18 protein-coding genes are annotated in these 18,902 nt (G+C 68.1%); 17 read left to right on the top strand and 1 reads right to left on the bottom strand.

All coding sequences use genetic code 11. The features are described from left to right. Window positions 1-33 precede the first annotated feature (33 nt). Window positions 34-342, top strand: coding sequence for a hypothetical protein (locus tag ACYVF6_RS20020; RefSeq protein ID WP_460523468.1), 309 nt, complete (start codon window positions 34-36; stop codon window positions 340-342). A gap of 10 nt (window positions 343-352) precedes the next feature. Then, window positions 353-1,126 carry a class I SAM-dependent methyltransferase gene (locus ACYVF6_RS20015; protein ID WP_460523466.1) on the top strand — a complete coding sequence of 258 codons (774 nt, stop codon included), beginning with the start codon at window positions 353-355 and terminating at the stop codon, window positions 1,124-1,126. Between the two features lie 259 nt (window positions 1,127-1,385). Here ACYVF6_RS20015 and ACYVF6_RS20010 read toward each other — a convergent pair whose 3' ends face one another. After that, a complete protein-coding gene (locus tag ACYVF6_RS20010) occupies window positions 1,386-1,598 on the bottom strand; it encodes a hypothetical protein (RefSeq protein WP_460523464.1) in 213 nt (70 codons plus the stop codon). A gap of 301 nt (window positions 1,599-1,899) precedes the next feature. On the opposite strand from ACYVF6_RS20010, the gene ACYVF6_RS20005 reads away from it, so the two are divergent. The 15 genes from ACYVF6_RS20005 to nuoN are packed head-to-tail and all read left to right on the top strand — an operon-like array spanning window position 1,900 to window position 18,880. Further along, window positions 1,900-3,186 (top strand): geranylgeranyl reductase family protein, encoded by a 1,287-nt coding sequence (locus ACYVF6_RS20005; protein WP_460523462.1) that lies wholly within the window; start codon window positions 1,900-1,902, stop codon window positions 3,184-3,186. A 10-nt stretch (window positions 3,187-3,196) separates the two neighbouring features. Continuing rightward, the gene (locus ACYVF6_RS20000) at window positions 3,197-3,559 is read left to right on the top strand and encodes an NADH-quinone oxidoreductase subunit A (protein ID WP_460523460.1); all 363 of its coding nucleotides are present in this window, start codon (window positions 3,197-3,199) and stop codon (window positions 3,557-3,559) included. Next, window positions 3,550-4,104 carry a NuoB/complex I 20 kDa subunit family protein gene (locus ACYVF6_RS19995; RefSeq protein WP_460523458.1) on the top strand — a complete coding sequence of 185 codons (555 nt, stop codon included), beginning with the start codon at window positions 3,550-3,552 and terminating at the stop codon, window positions 4,102-4,104. The genes ACYVF6_RS20000 and ACYVF6_RS19995 overlap by 10 nt, the downstream gene beginning before the upstream one ends. Further along, window positions 4,101-4,841, top strand: a complete 741-nt coding sequence (locus ACYVF6_RS19990) for an NADH-quinone oxidoreductase subunit C (RefSeq protein ID WP_460523456.1) — start codon at window positions 4,101-4,103, stop codon at window positions 4,839-4,841. The genes ACYVF6_RS19995 and ACYVF6_RS19990 overlap by 4 nt, the downstream gene beginning before the upstream one ends. Beyond that, a complete protein-coding gene (locus ACYVF6_RS19985; protein ID WP_460523453.1) occupies window positions 4,841-6,229 on the top strand; it encodes an NADH-quinone oxidoreductase subunit D in 1,389 nt (462 codons plus the stop codon). The genes ACYVF6_RS19990 and ACYVF6_RS19985 overlap by 1 nt, the downstream gene beginning before the upstream one ends. Continuing rightward, entirely contained in the window at window positions 6,226-6,927 is a 702-nt protein-coding gene (gene nuoE, locus ACYVF6_RS19980) for an NADH-quinone oxidoreductase subunit NuoE (RefSeq protein WP_460523451.1), read from the top strand. Before ACYVF6_RS19985 ends, nuoE begins: the two co-directional genes overlap by 4 nt. After that, the gene (gene nuoF, locus ACYVF6_RS19975; protein WP_460523449.1) at window positions 6,924-8,246 is read left to right on the top strand and encodes a complex I 51 kDa subunit family protein; all 1,323 of its coding nucleotides are present in this window, start codon (window positions 6,924-6,926) and stop codon (window positions 8,244-8,246) included. The genes nuoE and nuoF overlap by 4 nt, the downstream gene beginning before the upstream one ends. Further along, a complete protein-coding gene (locus ACYVF6_RS19970) occupies window positions 8,243-10,714 on the top strand; it encodes an NADH-quinone oxidoreductase subunit G (RefSeq protein WP_460523447.1) in 2,472 nt (823 codons plus the stop codon). The genes nuoF and ACYVF6_RS19970 overlap by 4 nt, the downstream gene beginning before the upstream one ends. Then, on the top strand, window positions 10,711-12,108 hold the full coding sequence (nuoH, locus tag ACYVF6_RS19965) for a complex I subunit 1/NuoH family protein (RefSeq protein ID WP_460523445.1): 1,398 nt from the start codon (window positions 10,711-10,713) through the stop codon (window positions 12,106-12,108). Before ACYVF6_RS19970 ends, nuoH begins: the two co-directional genes overlap by 4 nt. Further along, a complete protein-coding gene (nuoI, locus tag ACYVF6_RS19960; protein ID WP_460523443.1) occupies window positions 12,101-12,724 on the top strand; it encodes a NuoI/complex I 23 kDa subunit family protein in 624 nt (207 codons plus the stop codon). Before nuoH ends, nuoI begins: the two co-directional genes overlap by 8 nt. Continuing rightward, window positions 12,721-13,518, top strand: coding sequence for an NADH-quinone oxidoreductase subunit J (locus ACYVF6_RS19955; RefSeq protein ID WP_460523441.1), 798 nt, complete (start codon window positions 12,721-12,723; stop codon window positions 13,516-13,518). The genes nuoI and ACYVF6_RS19955 overlap by 4 nt, the downstream gene beginning before the upstream one ends. Beyond that, the gene (nuoK, locus tag ACYVF6_RS19950) at window positions 13,515-13,814 is read left to right on the top strand and encodes an NADH-quinone/ubiquinone oxidoreductase subunit 4L family protein (RefSeq protein ID WP_460523439.1); all 300 of its coding nucleotides are present in this window, start codon (window positions 13,515-13,517) and stop codon (window positions 13,812-13,814) included. The genes ACYVF6_RS19955 and nuoK overlap by 4 nt, the downstream gene beginning before the upstream one ends. A gap of 18 nt (window positions 13,815-13,832) precedes the next feature. Continuing rightward, window positions 13,833-15,743 (top strand): NADH-quinone oxidoreductase subunit L, encoded by a 1,911-nt coding sequence (nuoL, locus tag ACYVF6_RS19945; protein WP_460523698.1) that lies wholly within the window; start codon window positions 13,833-13,835, stop codon window positions 15,741-15,743. 25 nt (window positions 15,744-15,768) lie between these two features. After that, window positions 15,769-17,319: an NADH-quinone oxidoreductase subunit M gene (locus ACYVF6_RS19940; protein WP_460523437.1), complete on the top strand. Its 1,551-nt coding sequence runs from the start codon at window positions 15,769-15,771 to the stop codon at window positions 17,317-17,319. 7 nt (window positions 17,320-17,326) lie between these two features. Beyond that, window positions 17,327-18,880, top strand: a complete 1,554-nt coding sequence (gene nuoN, locus ACYVF6_RS19935) for an NADH-quinone oxidoreductase subunit N (RefSeq protein ID WP_460523435.1) — start codon at window positions 17,327-17,329, stop codon at window positions 18,878-18,880. Window positions 18,881-18,902 lie beyond the last annotated feature (22 nt).

Here is an 18,902-nt window from a genome sequence, read left to right as displayed (position 1 = left end):
CGAGTGTCGGTGGCCTGGACTATTGTCGAACACATGAGCGAATCTACCGAACTTGCCCGAATCAGTGCCGAGCTGGACGCGATCGGCTCCATGCCTCTGCGGGATCTGTCGAACGCGGAGCTGCGGGAGGTGATGGCCGGCTTGCGGGGGTTGCGCGCGGAGCTCCTGGAGCTCGAGTCGATCGCGGTGCTCGGAGCCAGGCCGGACGCCGTGCGGGCGATGGGTTGCCGGTCGGTGCGACAGGTCCTGACGGAGCGCGAGGGGGTGTCGCGGCCGGACGCCGCCGAGCCGGTGACGCGGGCCTGGTGGTTGCACACCGATCGGCAGCCGCGGGCTGGTTAACCTTTGGCGCATGGTTGAGCGGGCACGGGTCTTCGGCGAGGTAGCCGAGCAGTATGACGATGTACGCGCGGGATATACCGACGAGCTCGTCCAGTCGGTGTTCGACTACCTCGGGCGGGTGCCAGAGCGGTCTGTGGAGGTTGGCGCGGGCACGGGCAAGGCGACGGCAGCGTTCGCCGCCCGCGGTGTGCCGATCGTCTGCGTCGAGCCTGACCGGCAGATGGCTGACGTGCTTGCCGCACGGTTCGCAGACGTGCCCTCGGTCGAGGTCGCGATCGGCGGGTTCGAGGACTACTCGCCGCCTGCCGGCGGAGTGGACCTGCTGTACAGCGCGCAGGCCTGGCACTGGGTCGACCCCGAACGACGGTGCGCGCTGGGCCACGCCGCGCTCGCGCCGGGCGGAGCCATCGCGCTGTTCGGCCACCAGTACACCCTCGCCGACGACGACCTGCGTGCCGCGCTGCGCGAGGTGTACGAGCGGATGGAGCCCGAGCTCGTCCGCCCCGCGACCGAACCCCCGCCCCGGACGGAGGGCAGGTGGTTCTCGGGCGAGCTGAACGACAGCGGCCTGTTCACCGATATCCGTATCGAGGAGTTCCACACGGTCGTCCCGTACCCCACGCAGCGCTGGCTGTCGCTGATCAGCACGTTCTCGGTCTATCGCATCCTCGACCCCGCCCGGGTCGAACCGCTGCTCGCCACCCTCACCGACACCATCGACGCCCACGGCGGCACCGTCCCGGTCGACCTCGCCACCGTCCTCACCCTCGCCCGCTCTGCTTAACCACCGCTCCGCCCGCCCCGGCGGGCCCGCGCGGTGAGCGAGGAGCGCGGGCGTCGAGGAGCAAGAGTTCCGACGGGCGCGGGCGGCGTGGCGGCGAGGACCCCGCTGAAGCCATGGCTACTCCGTGGCTGGGCGGTCGCCGGCCGGCGTCACCAGGGAGCAGCGGCGTGTCGAGTCGGTGTCTCCTGTCCGCGGCTTGCCGCTGTGCGCCTCGGGCCGGTGCTGCGTGCGGATGGCCAGGCCCGGCTGGATCTGACCGTTATCGGCGTTCGTTGCCGCGTTTGTAGTTGCCGGTCACCTTGGCCAGCGCCAGCTGAACCGCGTCCTCATCTCCACTCGATGCTGCCGACTCGAGGGTCGCGATCAGGCGGGCGGCCCGGGCTCCCGCCACCGTCGCCACCTGGCGGCCACCCCTGCTGATCAGGACCTGGCCGGATTGTGTGACCCGGTAATCGAATGGATCGTCCAGCATCTGACGCTTCCTCGAGAACACCGTTTTTCGCAAGGTTAATCATGCGTAAATCGCCTGCGTAGCAAGGGGATGGGGGCTCCAGCCAACCGCTCGACGTACGCAATAGACTGTGTACAGCGTGGACTAGTGAAGGCGTTCACAAAGTCACAGCACGAGTTCACTAGCGACCGAAGACACATGGGGTACAGACACCGGATCCAACGTCCAAGCCGCACCCGACCAGCGCTGACCGGGAGCGACCCGCGCACGTGAGCTGGATCCGGAGCCGGTCCCGAAACACCACAGATGCCTGAGGACCGAAGTGCGCAGGAGCGCTGACCAGGACGCCGACGTCATCATCGTCGGTGCTGGACCAAGCGGTGCCACCACGGCCTACCACTTGGCCCGGGCCGGACTGCAGGTTCTGCTGTTCGAGAAAACCGCCTTCCCGCGGGAGAAGGTCTGCGGCGACGGCTTGACGCCCCGTGCGGTCAAAGAGCTGGTCGCGATGGGGATCGACGTCTCCGAGGAAGCCGGCTGGCTGCAGAACAAGGGCCTGCGGATCTACGGCGGCGGCATGCGCCTGGAGTTGCCCTGGCCGGATCTGGCCGAGTACCCCGGCTACGGCCTGGTCCGCAAGCGCACCGACTTCGACGAGACGCTCGCCCGCCAGGCAGAGAAGGCCGGCGCGATCCTGCGTGAGCAGTCGACCGTCACCGGAGCGATTCGGAACGAACGCACTGGCCGCGTCGAGGGCGTCACCGTCAAGCCGACGAACGACAAGCAGGCCGAGCCCAAGGACTACCGAGCCCCGCTGATCGTCGCCGCTGACGGGAACTCCAGCCGGCTCTCCGTCTCCCTCGGCCTCAACCGGCGCGAGGACCGGCCGATGGGCGTCGCCGTCAGGACCTACTTCACCAGCCCCCGGCACGACGACGACTGGCTGGAGTCCTGGCTCGAGCTCTGGGACGGTCCGGCCGGCCGCGCCAACCTGCTGCCCGGCTACGGCTGGATCTTCGGCATGGGCGACGGCACCTCCAACGTCGGTCTGGGGCTGCTCAACACCAGCAAGGGCTTCGCCAACGCCGACTACCGCTCCCTGCTGAAGGCCTGGCTCGCCGGTACGCCCGAGGAGTGGGGCTACCGGGAAGAAAACCAGGTCGGCCCTGTGCGTGGCGCGGCGTTGCCGATGGGTTTCAACCGCCAGCCCCACTATCGTGATGGCCTGCTGCTGGTGGGTGACGCCGGCGGCATGGTCAACCCGATGAACGGTGAAGGGATCGCGTACGCCATGGAGTCCGGCGTCCTGGCCGCCGACGTCATCGCGCAGGCGCTGGCACGCGGGCCGGGCACAGCGAGAGAGCGCGCACTCCTCGGCTACCCCCGGACGCTGAAGCAGACCTACGGCGGCTACTACACGCTCGGCCGGATGTTCGTGAAGGCGATCGGCAACCCGCACGTGATGAAGCTCGCCACCCGTCACGGCCTGCCCCACCCCGTGCTCATGCGCTTCGTACTGAAAATGCTGGCCAACCTGACAGATCCGCGCGGAGGCGACGCGATGGACCGGATCATCAACGCGATGTGCAAGGTCGCTCCGGCGGCCTAGAGGAGGATTCATGGAGTTGTATGTGCCGATCCTCGTGCTCCTCCTGGTCGCGGGAGCGTTCGGCGTCATCACGTCGTGGATTCCGTCGTTCCTCGTCGGACCACGGCGTTACAACCGCGCGAAGCTCGACTCGTACGAGTGCGGCATCGAGCCGACACCACAGCCGGCGGGCGGCGGGCGGTTCCCAGTCAAGTACTACATCGTCGCGATGCTGTTCATCGTCTTCGACATCGAAATCATCTTCCTGTACCCCTGGGCCGTCACCTTCGACCAGATGGCGCTGTTCGGGTTGGTGGAGATGGCGCTGTTCATCGTCACCGTGTTCGTCGCGTACGCCTACGTGTGGCGTCGAGGAGGTCTCGAATGGGACTAGAGGAAAAACTGCCGTCGGGTGTGCTGCTGAGCACCGTTGAAGGTGTCGTCGGTTACTTCCGCAAGGCGTCGTTGTGGCCGGCCACGTTCGGCCTGGCGTGCTGCGCCATCGAGATGATGACGTTCGGCGCACCGCGCTACGACTCCGGCCGGTTCGGCATGGAGGTGTTCCGGGCGTCACCGCGGCAGGCGGACCTGATGATCGTCGCCGGCCGGGTGAGCCAGAAGATGGCGCCCGTACTCCGCCAGATCTACGACCAGATGCCGCACCCGAAGTGGGTGCTGGCGATGGGCGTCTGCGCGAGCAGCGGCGGCATGTTCAACAACTACGCGATCGTGCAGGGCGTCGACCACGTGGTGCCGGTCGACATGTACCTCCCGGGCTGCCCGCCCCGCCCGGAGATGCTGATCGACGCGATCCTCAAGCTGCACGACAAGATCCAGCACGGCAAGCTCGGCCCGAACCTCCGCAAGGAGTTCCAGGAGCGCGAGGAGTCGGCGCTCACCGCCGCGCCGACGTCGGACATGAAGGGCCTGCTCGCATGAGCGACGAGAAACACCCGCAGGAGGTGACCGACGCCTCGTCCTCGGAGGAGCTCCTCCCGGAGAAGCGGGACGCCGGACAGCCCGAGGTGATCGCCCAACGCCGGGGCGCGTTCGGCGTCAGCGGTACGGGTGACACCTCCGGCTACGGCCGGCTGCAGCGGCGGGTCGCGATGCCGGGTGGCACCGAGCCTCCGTACGGCAGCTGGTTCGACGAGGTGACCGACCGGCTCGCCGAAGTCCTGCCGGAGGACGAGAGCTGGGACTACGCCATCGAGAAGGTCGTCGTCGACCGTGGCGAGCTCTCGCTCTACGTACGCCGCGAGCACATCGTCACCGTCGCCAAGACGTTGCGCGACGACCCGGGCCTGCGGTTCGAGTTCTGCAGCAGCGTCTCCGGCGTGCACTACCCCGGCGACGAGGGACGCGAGCTGCACACCGTCTACCACCTGCTCTCGATGACGCACAACCGGCGGATCCGGCTCGAGGTCACCGCACCCGACGCCGACCCGCACATGCCCTCGGTCGTGGGCGTCTACCCAACCGCCGACTGGCACGAGCGGGAGGCCTACGACTTCTTCGGGATCATCTACGACGGTCACCCCGCGCTGACCCGGATCCAGATGCCGGACGACTGGCCTGGTCACCCGCAGCGCAAGGACTACCCGCTCGGCGGCATCCCGGTTGAGTACAAGGGCGCGACGATTCCGCCTCCCGACACGCGGAGGAGCTACAACTGATGACCACACAGGCTGAAAACGCTGAAAACACAGCGAGCCCCGGAAGCGCCGCGGAGACCGAGCAGGACCCCTACGCCGGCGTACGCGAGACCACGCAAGGCGCGGTTTACAACGTCACCGGCCAGGACTGGGACGAGATCTCGGCGGCCGCCGCGGAGTCCGAGGACGAAACGATCATCGTCAACATGGGCCCGCAGCACCCGTCGACGCACGGCGTGCTCCGGCTCATCCTCGAGCTCGACGGCGAGACCGTGAAGGACCTGCGAGCCGGGATCGGCTACCTCCACACCGGTATCGAGAAGAACATGGAATACCGGAGCTGGACGCAGGGTGTCACGTTCTGCACGCGGATGGACTACCTCAGCCCGTTCTACAACGAGGCGGCCTACGTCGGCGCCGTCGAGAAGCTGCTGGGCATCGAGGACCAGATCACCGAGCGGGCGAAGATCCTGCGCGTGATGATGATGGAGCTCAACCGCGTCTCCTCCCACCTGGTCGCGATCGCGACCGGCGGCATGGAGATCGGCGCGCTCACCGTCATGACGATCGGCTTCCGTGAGCGGGAGAAGACGCTCGACCTGTTCGAGCTGATCACCGGCCTGCGCATGAACAGCGCCTACTTCCGGCCGGGCGGTGTCTCCCAGGACATCCCCGATAACGCGCTGACCCAGCTCAAGGACTGGGTCAAGTGGATGCGCAAGTACCTCCCGGAGTACGCCGACTTCTGCAACGCCAACCCGATCTTCAAGGGCCGGCTGTGCGACGTCGGTGTCCTCGACCTGGCCGGCTGCATGGCGCTCGGCGTCAGCGGCCCGCCGCTGCGGGCCACCGGCTACCCCTGGGACCTGCGCAAGACGCAGCCCTACTGGGGTTACGAGACCTACGACTTCGAGGTCCAGACCTGGGACACGCCCGACGCGTACGGCCGCTTCCGCATCCGGCTGAACGAGATGTGGGAGTCGGTGAAGATCGTCGAGCAGTGCATCGAGCGGCTGGAGAAGACGCCAGGCCCGGTGATGGTCGCCGACAAGAAGATCGCCTGGCCGAGCCAGCTCGCGGTCGGACCCGACGGCATGGGCAACTCGCTCGAGCACATCCGCCACATCATGGGCGAGTCCATGGAGGCGCTCATCCACCACTTCAAGCTGGTGACCGAGGGCTTCCGGGTCCCGGCCGGCCAGGCCTACTTCGCGGTGGAGTCGCCGCGCGGTGAGCTCGGCTGCCACGCGGTGTCCGACGGCGGCACGCGGCCGTTCCGGGCGCACTTCCGCGACCCGTCGTTCGTCAACCTGCAGTCCGCGGCCGCGATGTGCGAAGGCGCTATGGTCGCCGATGTGATCGTCGCGGTTGCCAGCATCGACCCCGTGATGGGTGGTGTCGACCGGTGAGCAACGACCGGCCAGCCTTCGAAAAGAACACGAGCAGGGACGCATCCGCTATCTCGGAGCAGACCCGGGAAGAGATGCGCCAGATCATCGCGCGCTATCCGCAGAAGCGGTCGGCGCTGCTGCCGATGCTGCACCTGGTGCAGAGTGAGGCGGGGTACGTCAGCAACGAAGGCATCGAAGCCTGTGCCGAGCTGCTCGACCTCACCGCCGCCGAAGTCGCGGCGGTCGCCACGTTCTACACCATGTACAAGCGGCGTCCGGTCGGCGACTACCACGTCGGCGTGTGCACCAACACGCTGTGCGCGGTGATGGGCGGCGACCAGATCTTCGCGAGCCTGAAGGAACACCTCGGTGTCGGCAACGACGAGACCACCGAGGACGGCAAGATCACGCTCGAGCACATCGAGTGCAACGCCGCCTGCGACTTCGCGCCGATGATGACCGTCAACTGGGAGCTCATGGACAACATGACTCCGGACAAGGCGCGTCAGCTGGTAGACGAGCTGCGCGGTGGCAAGGAAGTGCAGGCGTCCCGCGGCGCGCGGATCTGCACCTGGCGGCAGGCCGAACGCGTGCTCGCCGGCTTCAACGACGGCCGCGCCGACGAGGGCCCGTCCGCGGGTCCCGCGTCGCTCGTGGGTCTCGAGCTGGCCAGGGAGAACGGCTGGTCGGCGCCGGACGGAGGAGACAAGCAGTGACCGATCCGCTGACGCCCAATCTCACGAAGAACTGGGGCGACGAGCGTTCGTGGACGATCGACGCCTACACCGACCAGGGCGGCTACCGGCAGCTGAAGCGTGCGGTCGGCATGGAGCCCGACGCGATCGTCCAGCTGGTCAAGGACTCCGTGTTGCGCGGTCGAGGAGGCGCGGGCTTCCCGACCGGCATGAAGTGGGGCTTCCTGCCGCCGCTGGGTGAGAAGCCGCGCTACCTCGTGGTCAACGCCGACGAGTCGGAGCCGGGCACCTGCAAGGACATCCCGCTCCTCCTGGCCAGTCCACACACGCTGGTCGAAGGCGTGATCATCTCCTCGTTCGCCATCCGGGCCCGGATGGCGTTCATCTACGTACGCGGCGAGGTGCTGCACGTCATCCGCCGCCTGCAGCAGGCGGTCGCCGACGCGTATGCCGCGGGCTACATCGGCAAGGATGTGCTCGGCTCGGGCTACGACCTCGACGTCGTGGTGCACGCCGGCGCCGGCGCCTACATCTGCGGTGAGGAAACCGCGCTGCTCGACTCGCTCGAGGGCCGCCGCGGCCAGCCGAGGCTGCGCCCACCCTTCCCTGCCGTGGAAGGCCTCTACGCCAGCCCGACGGTGATCAACAACGTCGAGTCGATCGCGAGCGTGCCGGGCATCCTGCGGCACGGTGCCGAGTGGTACGCCTCGATGGGCACCGAGAAGAGCAAGGGCCCGGTGATCTACTCCCTGTCCGGTCACGTCAAGCGGCCCGGACAGTACGAAGCGCCGATGGGCACAACGCTGCGCGAGCTGCTCAACCTCGCGGGCGGCATGCGCGACGGCCACGAGCTGAAGTTCTGGACGCCTGGCGGCTCCTCGACGCCCATGCTCACCAAGGACCACCTCGACGTTCCGCTCGACCACGAAGGCGTCGTGGCCGCGGGCTCCATTCTCGGCACGCGCGCGCTGCAGTGCTTCGACGACTCGGTCTGCGTGCTGCGCGCGGTGCTGCGCTGGACAGAGTTCTACAAGCATGAGTCCTGCGGCAAGTGCACGCCCTGCCGCGAGGGCTTCTGGTGGCTGGTGCAGAAGCTCGAGCGCCTGGAGAACGGCGACGGCAGCGAGGAAGACCTCGACCTGCTGCTCGACCTGAGCGACAACATCGCCGGCCGGTCGTTCTGCGCGCTCGCCGACGGTGGGGTCGCGCCGATCACCTCGTCGATCAAGTACTTCCGCGACGAGTACCTCGCGCACTTCGAGAACGGCGGCTGCCCGTTCGACCCGAATGCCTCCACACTCTTTGCAACGAGTCAAGAGACTGCAGGAGTTTCCGCATGACTGACCCCAAAGAGGCGGTCGTAAAGGCCGAGCAGGCAACCGACCTCGTCACGCTCACCATCGACGACGTGCAGGTGAGCGTGCCGAAGGGCACGTTGCTGATCCGGGCCGCGGAGACGGTCGGGATCCAGATCCCGCGCTTCTGCGACCACCCGCTGCTCGACCCCGTTGGCGCCTGCCGCCAGTGCCTGGTCGAGATCACCGATGCCGGCAACGGCCGCGGCTTCCCCAAGCCGCAGGCGTCCTGCACGATCGAGGTCGCCGAGGGCATGGTCGTCAAGACGCAGCTGACGTCGACGGTGGCCGACAAGGCGCAGCAGGGAATCATGGAGTTCCTGCTGATCAACCACCCGCTCGACTGCCCGGTCTGCGACAAGGGCGGCGAGTGCCCGCTGCAGAACCAGGCGATGTCCAACGGCCGTGGCGAGTCGCGGTTCGATGCCAAGAAGCGGGAGTACCAGAAGCCGGTCGAGGTCTCCAAACAGGTGCTGCTCGACCGCGAGCGCTGCGTGCTCTGCGCGCGCTGCACGCGGTTCTCCCAGCAGGTGGCCGGTGACCCGTTCATCGAGCTGCTCGAGCGCGGTGCGCTGCAGCAGGTCGGCATCTACGAGAACGAGCCGTTCCAGAGCTACTTCTCCGGCAACACGATCCAGATCTGCCCGGTCGGCGCGCTCACCAGTGCGCAGTACCGCTTCCGCTCCCGTCCGTTCGATCTGGTGTCGACGCCGGGCATCGCCGAGCACGACGCGTGCGGTGCGGCGATCCGCGTCGACCACCGACGCGGCAAGGTGATGCGCCGGCTCGCCGGCGACGACCCCGAGGTCAACGAGGAGTGGATCAGCGACAAGGACCGCTTCGCGTTCCGGTACGCCACGCAGAAGGACCGCATCACCAACCCGCTGGTCCGCGACAGCGAGACCGGCGAGCTGCGCAACGCTTCCTGGTCGGAGGCGTTCCAGGTCACGGCCGAGGGCCTGGCCGGCGCCCGCGGCTCCGACGGCAGCGCGGCCGTACTGACCGGCGGCCGGATCACAGCCGAGGACGCCTACGCCTACGCCAAGTTCGCGCGGGTCGTGCTCGGCACCAACGACATCGACTTCCGCGCCCGGCCGCACTCGGAGGAAGAGGAGCAGTTCCTCGCCGCCGCGGTCGCCGGCACCGGGCTCGGCGTCACCTACCGCGACCTCGAGAACGCCAAGTCGGTCCTGCTGGTCGGCCTGGAGCCCGAGGAAGAGGCAGGCATCGTCTTCCTCCGCCTGCGCAAGGCGGCCAACGCCAAGAACCCCACGCAGGTCTGGTCGATCGCGCCGTACACCACCAAGGGCCTGACCAAGCTCGGCGGCACGCTGCTGCGGGCCGCGCCGGGCACCGAGGCCGAGGTGCTCGACGCGCTCGCGGTCGGCGGCCGCGAGAGCGGTCTCGACGGCAACGGCCGGGTCTGCTCGGTCGAGCTGCGCGACGGGCCGTCGGTGATCCTGGCCGGTGGCCGGCTGGCGGCGAGCAAGGGCGCGTTCTCCTCCGTGCTCAAGCTGGCCGAAGCCACCGGTGCCCGGGTCGCCTGGGTGCCGGGCCGGGCCGGTGAGCGCGGTGCGCTCGACGCCGGCTGCCTCCCGGGCCTGCTGCCCGGCGGACGTCCGGTCACCGACGCGGCCGCCCGGGTCGACGTCGGTGCCGCGTGGGAAGCCGGCGACCTGCCGGCGGCTCCTGGCCGCGACCTGACCCGGATCCTGCGGGCTGCCCGCCAGGGCGACGTCGACGCGCTGATCGTCGGCGGCGTCGAGCTGGCCGACCTGCCCGACCCGAAGCTGGCCCGCGCGGCTGTCGAGCGCACGCCGTTCGTGGTGAGCCTCGAGCAGCGCGCCAGCGAGGTCAGCGAGCTGGCCGACGTGGTGTTCCCGGTCGCGGTCGTGGCCGAGAAGCCCGGCACGTTCGTCAACTGGGAGGGCCGGATCCGGTCGTTCGAGGCGGCGCTCACGGAGTACGGCACCAAGTCCGACCTCTGGGTGCTGGCCGGCATCGCCGACGAGATCGGCAAGCCGCTCGGCTTCAACACCGTCGCGTCGGCCCGGCACGAGTTCGCCGAGCTCGGCGCCTGGGACGGCGCCCGGGTCGAGCGTCCGGCGGTCGCGCCCAGCGTGCCGCAGGCTCCCGGCTCCGGCCAGGTCGTGCTCGCGACCTGGCACCAGCTGGTCGACAACGGCCGGCTGCAGGACGGCGACCCGAACCTCGCGGCCACGGCCCGCCCGGCGTTCGCACGGCTGTCGGCGGCCACCGCCGGTGGTCTCGGACTCGAGGAGGGCCAGGCGGTCTCGGTCTCGACCGACCGCGGCCAGGTGGTGCTCCCGCTCGAGGTGGCCGACCTGCCCGACGGCGTGGTGTGGCTGCCCACCAACTCCGCAGGTTCCAGAATTCGCGAAGTGCTCGGCGTCGACGCCGGCGCGATCGTGTCCATCGGAGGTGCCGCATGACTGCCGCAACCACCACCTTGCTGGCCGCTGACGACCTGTCGGCGTTCGGCAAGGACCCGTGGTGGATCATCCTGATCAAGGCCGTCGTCATCGTCGTCCTGCTGGTGCTGCTCACGCTGTTCAACATTTGGTTCGAACGCCGCGTGGTCGCCAAGATGCAGCACCGGATCGGCCCCAACGTGCACGGGCCGTTCGGTCTGCTGCAGAGCCTGGCCGACGGCATCAAGCTGTCGCTGAAGGAAGGCTTCATCCCCAAGCAGGCCGACAAGGTCGTGTTCCTGCTGGCGCCGTTCCTCGTGGTGACGATGGCCTGCCTGACGTTCGCGGTGATTCCGTTCGGGCCGGAGGTCAGCATCTTCGGGCACCGCACGCCGCTGCAGCTCGCCGACCTTCCGGTCGGCGTCCTGTTCGTGCTGGCGGTGGCCTCGATCGGCATCTACGGCATCGTCCTCGGCGGGTGGTCGTCCGGCTCGACCTACCCTCTGCTGGGTGGGCTGCGGTCGTCGGCGCAGATGATCTCGTACGAGGTCGCGATGTCGCTGTCGTTCGTCGCGGTGTTCCTCTACTCCGGCTCGATGTCGACCTCGCAGATCGTCGAGAGCCAGGCGTCCGGCGGCTCGGCGGTGTTCGGCGGCGTCACGCTGCACCTGCCGAGCTGGTACGCCATCGTGCTGCTCCCGTCGTTCCTGATCTACCTGGTCTCGATGGTCGGTGAGACCAACCGGGCGCCGTTCGACCTGCCCGAGGCCGAGGGCGAGCTGGTCGCCGGGTTCGGCACGGAGTACTCCTCGATGAACTACGCCGCGTTCTACCTCGCCGAGTACATCAACATGGTCACCGTCTCCTCGGTCGCGACCACGCTGTTCCTCGGCGGCTGGCGGGCCCCCTGGCCGATCTCGATCTGGGACGGCGCCAACGAGGGCTGGCTCCCGGTCGTGTGGTTCTTCGGCAAGGTCGTCTGCATCATGTTCGTGTTCATCTGGCTGCGCGGAACCCTGCCGCGGATGCGCTACGACCAGTTCATGAAGCTCGGCTGGAAGTGGCTGATCCCGATCGCGCTGGTGTGGACGCTGTTCGTCGCCACCGCCCGCGCCATGCTGAACGCCCAGATGCAGCGGCAGTTCTTCTTCACGATCGCGGCGATCGTGGTGGTCGTCCTGCTCGCCTCGATCGTCTACGACAACATCGCGGCCAAACGCGAGGACCAGGAGAAGGCGAAGGCAGGCGAGCCCGAGGAGTTCGACCCGTTCGCGGGTGGCTACCCTGTCCCGCCGATGCCAGGCCAGGAGCTACCGGACTGGCGGGAGCCGCAGCTGGCTACGGCTACCGCCACGAAGGCCCCAGAAGAAGCGTCCGCTTCGGAGACAAACAGCCAGGAGGAGTCCCGTGGCTAGTTCGAGGGACGAGCCAGGTGGCTTGAAGAAGCTATTTGCGCCGGTCGCCGGATTCGGCGTCACGTTCCGGACGATGTTCAAGAAGACCTTCACCGAGCAGTACCCCTTCGAGAAGAAGCCGACCGCACCGAGGTTCCACGGCCGGCATCAGCTCAACCGGCACCCTGACGGGCTGGAGAAGTGCATCGGGTGTGAGCTGTGCGCCTGGGCCTGTCCCGCGGACGCGATCTACGTCGAGGGTGAGAGCAACTCCGACGAGGGAGAGTTCGCCGGTGCCGGCCGCTTCTCGCCTGGTGAGCGCTACGGCAAGGTCTACCAGATCAACTACCTCCGCTGCATTCTCTGCGGTCTGTGCATCGAGGCCTGCCCGACCCGGGCGCTCACGATGACCAACGAGTACGAGCTCGCCGACGACAACCGCGCCGACCTGATCTATGAGAAGCAGGACCTGCTGGCGCCGCTGCTGCCCGGCATGGAGGCGCCGCCACACGCGATGTGGCTCGGCGACGACGAGAAGGACTATTACCGCGGCACGGGGTTGCCGGGCTGGTCCGACCGAACGGGCCAAGAAGAGGGAACGGCGCAGCTGACCGAACCGAGTGAGGCGGCCAAATGAGCGTGGCCTTCTGGATCCTCGGACCGCTCGCGGTCCTGTTCGCGCTCGGCATGATCATCTCGCGTAAGGCAGTGCACAGCGCGCTGCTGCTCGCGGGCGTGATGATGTCGCTCGCGGTGCTGTACGCCAGCCAGGACGCGCCGTTCCTGTTCGCGGTGCAGATCATCGTCTACACCGGCGCGATCCTGATGCTGTTCCTGTTCGTGCTGATGCTGGTCGGCGTCGACGCGTCCGACTCGCTGGTCGAGACCCTGCGCGGCCAGCGCTGGTGGGCGATCGCGGCGGCCGTCGTGTTCGGGGTGCTGATCATGGTCGCGCTCGGCCAGATCACGCTGAGCAAACCGGTCGGCTTCGACGCCGCCGCACCCGACGGCAACATCCCGGCGATCGCGCGACTGCTCTTCTCCAAGTACGTCTTCGTCTTCGAGGTCACCAGCGCGCTGCTGATCACGGCGGCGGTCGGCGCGATGGTGCTGGCCCACCGCGAGCGGCTCACGCGGAAGACCACGCAGGCCGAGTTCGCGGAGAAGCGGTTCAAGGACTACGCCGAGACCGGCAAGCACCCCGGCCAGCAGCCGACACCCGGCACGTTCGCCCGCCACAACGCGGTCGACACGCCGGCGCTGTTGCCCGACGGCACGGCCGCCCCCGGCTCGGTGTCGAGGGTGCTGGTCGCCCGCGGCACCACCCGGCAGCCGGAGCGCTACGCCGACGACGTGCCCGAGATCGAGCGCTCGCTCGGTGAGGACTCGTCGACCGAGACCCGGACGTACGGCCCGAGGGAGGGTAAGTGAGCGCGGAACCGTTCGTCGTTCTCTCGGCGCTGCTGTTCACGATCGGTGCGCTCGGCGTGCTGGTCCGGCGCAACGCGATCGTCGTGTTCATGTGCATCGAGCTGATGCTGAACGCCGCGAACCTCGCGTTCGTGTCCTTCGCCCGGCAGGTCGGCACGCTCGACGGCCAGATCGTGGCGTTCTTCGTGATGGTGGTCGCCGCGGCCGAGGTCGTGATCGGGCTCGCCATCATCGTGACCATCTTCCGCACGCGCCGCTCGGCCTCGGTCGACGACGCGAGCCTGCTGAAGTTCTGACGGAAAGACGTGAGCACCGTGACTTTCGCACAGGAGAACACTGTGGCCGCGGCGTCTGGAGTCTCCGCCCTGCTGTGGCTGGTGATCGCGCTGCCCGCCATCTCGGCCGCGATCCTGCTGCTGACCGGACGGTTCGCCGACAAGTGGGGCCACCTGCTGGGGTGCCTGACACCGCTCGCGTCGTTCGTGCTCGGCGCCGCGATGTTCTTCCAGATGCTGGGCCAGGATCCCGAGCACCGCGGGGTCGAGCAGAGCCTCTTCGACTGGATCCCGCTGCCGGGCTACCACGTCTCCGCGGGCTTGCAGCTCGACCAGCTCTCGGTCAGCTTCGTGCTGCTGATCACGGGTGTCGGCAGCCTGATCCACATCTACTCCATCGGCTACATGGCGCACGACGCGCGCCGGCGCCGGTTCTTCGGCTACCTCAACCTGTTCGTCGCGGCGATGCTGACGCTGGTCCTCGCCAACGACTTCCTGGTGATGTTCGTCGGCTGGGAGGGCGTGGGTCTCGCGTCGTACCTGCTGATCGGGTTCTGGCAGCACAAGCACTCCGCGGCCACCGCGGCCAAGAAGGCGTTCGTCGTCAACCGTGTCGGTGACGTCGGCTTCCTGCTGGCGGCCATGCTGATGCTGGCGACGTTCGGCACCACGTCGTTCTCCGGCGTGTTCGGCGGCATCGGCGAAGCGAGCCAGGGCATCGTCACCGCGATCGGCCTGCTCCTGCTGCTCGGCGCCTGCGGTAAGTCCGCGCAGTTCCCGCTGCAGTCCTGGCTGCTGGACGCGATGGAGGGCCCGACCCCGGTGTCGGCGCTGATCCACGCGGCGACGATGGTGACCGCCGGGGTCTATCTCGTCACCCGGTCGAACGCGATCTACGCCGAGACCGAGGTCGCCAGCACCGCCGTCGTCCTGGTCGGCACGATCACGCTGCTGATGGGCGCGATCATCGGTTGCGCGAAGGACGACATCAAGAAGGCGCTGGCCGGTTCGACGATGAGCCAGATCGGCTACATGATGCTCGCCGCGGGCATCGGCCCGATCGGCTACGGCTTCGCGATCTTCCACCTGCTGACGCACGGCTTCTTCAAGGCCAACATGTTCCTCGGCGCCGGCTCGGTCATGCACGGCATGAACGACAACGTCGACATGCGCCGCTACGGCGCGATCCGCAAGGCCATGCCGATCACGTTCGTCACGTTCGCGATCGGCTACCTCGCGATCATCGGCATCCCGCCGTTCGCCGGCTTCTGGAGCAAGGACAAGATCATCGAGGCCGCGTTCTCGCACAACACGTGGATCGGGATCTGCGCACTGCTCGGTGCCGGCATCACCGCGTTCTACATGACCCGCCTGATGTTCATGACGTTCTTCGGCAAGAAGCGGTGGGAGAAGGACGTGGACCCGCACGAGTCGCCGAGCGTCATGACGATCCCGCTGATTCTGCTGGCGGTGCTGTCCGCGGCCGGTGGACTGCTGCTGGTCAGCAACGCGATCGCCGTCTGGCTGGAGCCGGTCGTCCACGGCGAGCACGTCGAGCCGCCGCTGTCGCTCCTGCTGATGACCGGCATGACGCTCGCGGTCGTCGTCGTCGGCATCCTGATCGGGTGGCTGCTGTTCGGTCGCGACCGCGACATCCCGGAGACCGCGCCCAAGGGCTCGCCGATCACCATCGCGGCCCGCCGTGACCTGTTCGGCGACGACTTCAACGAGGTCGTGCTGATGAAGCCCGGCGAGGAGACGGTCAGGGTGCTGGTCTCGGTCGACGACAAGGGCGTCGACGGTGTGGTCAACGGCTTGGCGGCGTTCACCGGCGGCATGTCCGACCGGCTGCGCCGCATGCAGACAGGTTTCGTCCGCTCGTACGCCCTGGCGATCCTCGGAGGCGCAGCCTTCGTCGTCGTCGCGATGCTCGCAGTGAGGCTGTCGTGAGAAACACCCCGGAACGGAGTGACAAGTGATGCTGCCTTGGTTGACGGTGACCGCGCTGCTCCCGGCGGTCGGCGCACTGGTGCTGGCGTTCATCCCGAAGGGGAAGGACAAGCTGGGCAAGCAGGTCGCGTTCGTGTTCGCGCTCGCGACGCTGGTGCTGGCGGCGATCGTCGGCGTGGGCTACATCCCCGAGGCCGGCATGCAGTTCGAGGACGACGCGTCCTGGATCCCGCAGTTCGGTGTGCACTACGCGGTGGGTGTCGACGGCATCGGGCTGGTGCTGTTCCTGCTGACCGCGCTGCTGGTGCCCGTCGTGATGCTGGCCGGCTGGAACGAGGCCGAGGGCGGCAAGCGGAGCGTCAAGACGTACTTCGCGCTGGTGCTGGCGCTCGAGACGCTGGCGCTCGGCGTGTTCGTCGCGACCGACGTGTTCCTCTTCTACATCCTGTTCGAGGCCACGCTGATCCCGCTGTACTTCCTGATCGGGTCGTACGGCGGTGCGGGCCGGGCGTACGCCGCGGTCAAGTTCCTGATCTACAGCCTCGTCGGTGGCCTGGTCATGCTGGCCGGCGTCATCGGGCTCTACGCCGTGTCCTACAGCCAGACCGACGGCAAGCCGTCGTTCCTGCTCGCCGACCTGACCAAGCTCGACATCGACCCGACCACGCAGCGCTGGCTGTTCATCGCGTTCTTCGTCGCGTTCGCGATCAAGGCGCCGATGGTCCCGGTGCACACCTGGCTGCCGGACACCGCCCGCGAGGCGACACCGGGCACGGCCGTCCTGCTGGTGTCGATCCTCGACAAGATCGGCACGTTCGGCATGATCCGGTTCTGCCTGCAGCTGTTCCCGGAGGCCTCTCAGTGGGCAACGCCGGCCGTGGTCATTCTCGCGGTGATCTCGGTCGTCTACGGTGCCGCGCTGGCGATCGGCCAGGGCGTGCTGAAGGGCGACCTGAAGCGGCTGATCGCGTATACGTCGATCTCCCACTTCGGGATCATGGTGCTCGGCATCTTCGCGATGACCAGCACGGCCCAGACCGGCTCGACGTTCTACATGGTGAGCCACGGGCTGTCGACGGCCGCGCTGTTCCTGATCGCGGGCTACCTCATCTCCAGGCGCGGTTCGGCGAAGATCAGCGACTTCGGTGGCGTCGACCAGGTGGCGCCGAAGCTGTCCGGCGCGTTCCTGTTCGCCTGCCTGGCCGGGCTCTCGCTGCCCGGCCTGTCGCCGTTCGTCAGCGAGTTCCTCGCGCTGGCCGGCACGTTCGCGCGGCCGGAGCTGCGGGTCCAGGCGATCATCGCGACCTGCGCGGTCATTCTCGCCGCCCTTTACATGCTGATCGTCTACCAGCGCACGATGACCGGGCCGACCGTCGAGTCGGTGAAGCAGGTCAAGGACCTGCGCCCGCGTGAGGTCGTCGCGATCGCGCCGCTGGTGGTGCTGTTGCTCGGCCTGGGGCTGTTCCCCAAGCCGGTGCTCGACGTCATCTCGCCGGCGGTGCAAGACACGATGCAGACCGTCGGGGTGACCGACCCCAAGCCTGTCGTCCCGGTTGCTGAAGAAAGTTCAAGGTAGACCCCAGATGGACACTGTGAACGACTTCACCGCTCCACACATCGAGTACGCGCTGATCGCGCCGATGTTGATCGTGTTCGGGGTCGCCATCGTCGGCGTCCTGGTCGAGGCGTTCGTGCCTCGTCGGCTGCGGTACGCCGTCCAGGTGCCGCTGGCGTTCCTCGCACTGGCGGCCGCGCTCGTACAGACGATCCGGCTGTGGGGGAGCGAGGTGCTGGCGCTCGGGGGCTCGGTCGCGATCGACGGCTTCTCGCTGTTCCTGTGGGGCATCATCCTGGTCTTCGGGCTGATGTCGGTGCTGGTGGTCGCCGAGCGACGGGTCGACGGTGGCGTGCTGGCGTTCACCGCGCAGGCGGCGGCGCTGCCCGGCTCGGAAGCCGAGCGGGAGTCGCAGGCCAAGCGGCTGGAGCAGACTGAGGTCTTCCCGCTGCTGATGTTCGCGATCGGCGGCATGCTGCTGTTCCCGGCGGCAAACGACCTGCTGACGATGTTCGTCGGGCTCGAGGTGCTGTCGCTCCCGTTGTACCTCCTGTGCGGCCTGGCCCGCCGGCGCCGGCTGCTGTCGCAGGAAGCCGCGCTGAAGTACTTCCTGCTCGGCGCGTTCTCCTCGGCGTTCTTCCTCTACGGCGCGGCGCTGCTGTACGGCTTCGCCGGCTCGATCAGCTTCACCGGCATCGCCGCCGCGCTCGACACGGAGCCGGGCGTCGACGGGCTGCTGCTCGCCGGAACGGCGTTGCTGGCGGTCGGCCTGCTGTTCAAGATCGGCGCGGCGCCGTTCCACCTGTGGACTCCGGACGTCTACCAGGGAGCTCCGACCGCGATCACCGGCTTCATGGCGGCCTGCACCAAGATCGCCGCGATCGGTGCGCTGCTGCGGGTCTTCTACGTCGCGCTCGGCGCGAGCCGGTGGGACTGGCAGCCGATGATCTGGGTCGTCGCGATCATCACGATGCTGGTCGGCGCGATCCTGGCGCTCACCCAGACCGACATCAAGCGGATGCTGGCGTACTCCTCGATCGCACACGCCGGCTTCCTGCTGGTCGGGTTCGTCGGGCTGCGCGACTCGATCTCGGTCAACACCTCCGCTGTGCTGTTCTACCTCGCGACGTACGGCTTCGCGACGGTCGGCGCGTTCGCGGCGGTGACGCTGGTGCGCGACGCCTCCGGCGAGGCCACGCACCTCTCGCGCTGGGCGGGGCTCGGGCGGCGCTCGCCGCTGCTGGGCGCGGTGATGACGCTGTTCCTGCTGGCGTTCGCCGGTATTCCGCTGACCAGCGGTTTCATGGGCAAGTGGGCGGTGTTCTCGGCCGCCTGGCAGGGCGGCGCGTGGCCGCTGGTGCTGGTCGGCGTACTGGCGTCGGTGATCGCGGCGTTCTTCTACATCCGCGTGATCGTGCTGATGTTCTTCTCCGAGCCGACGCCGGAAGGGCCGAGCATCGCGGTGCCGAGCGTGCTGACCTCGCTCACGGTGGCGGTCGGCGTTGCGGCGACGGTCGTCCTCGGTTTGTATCCTGAGCCGGTGCTCAAGCTCGCGGCGACAGCCGCGCAGCTCGTCGGCTAGCACCGTCCGGTTCGGGCGGATT

The sequence above is a fragment of the Flindersiella endophytica genome (assembly GCF_054779015.1).
This window is presented reverse-complemented; position numbering and strand designations above follow the sequence as displayed.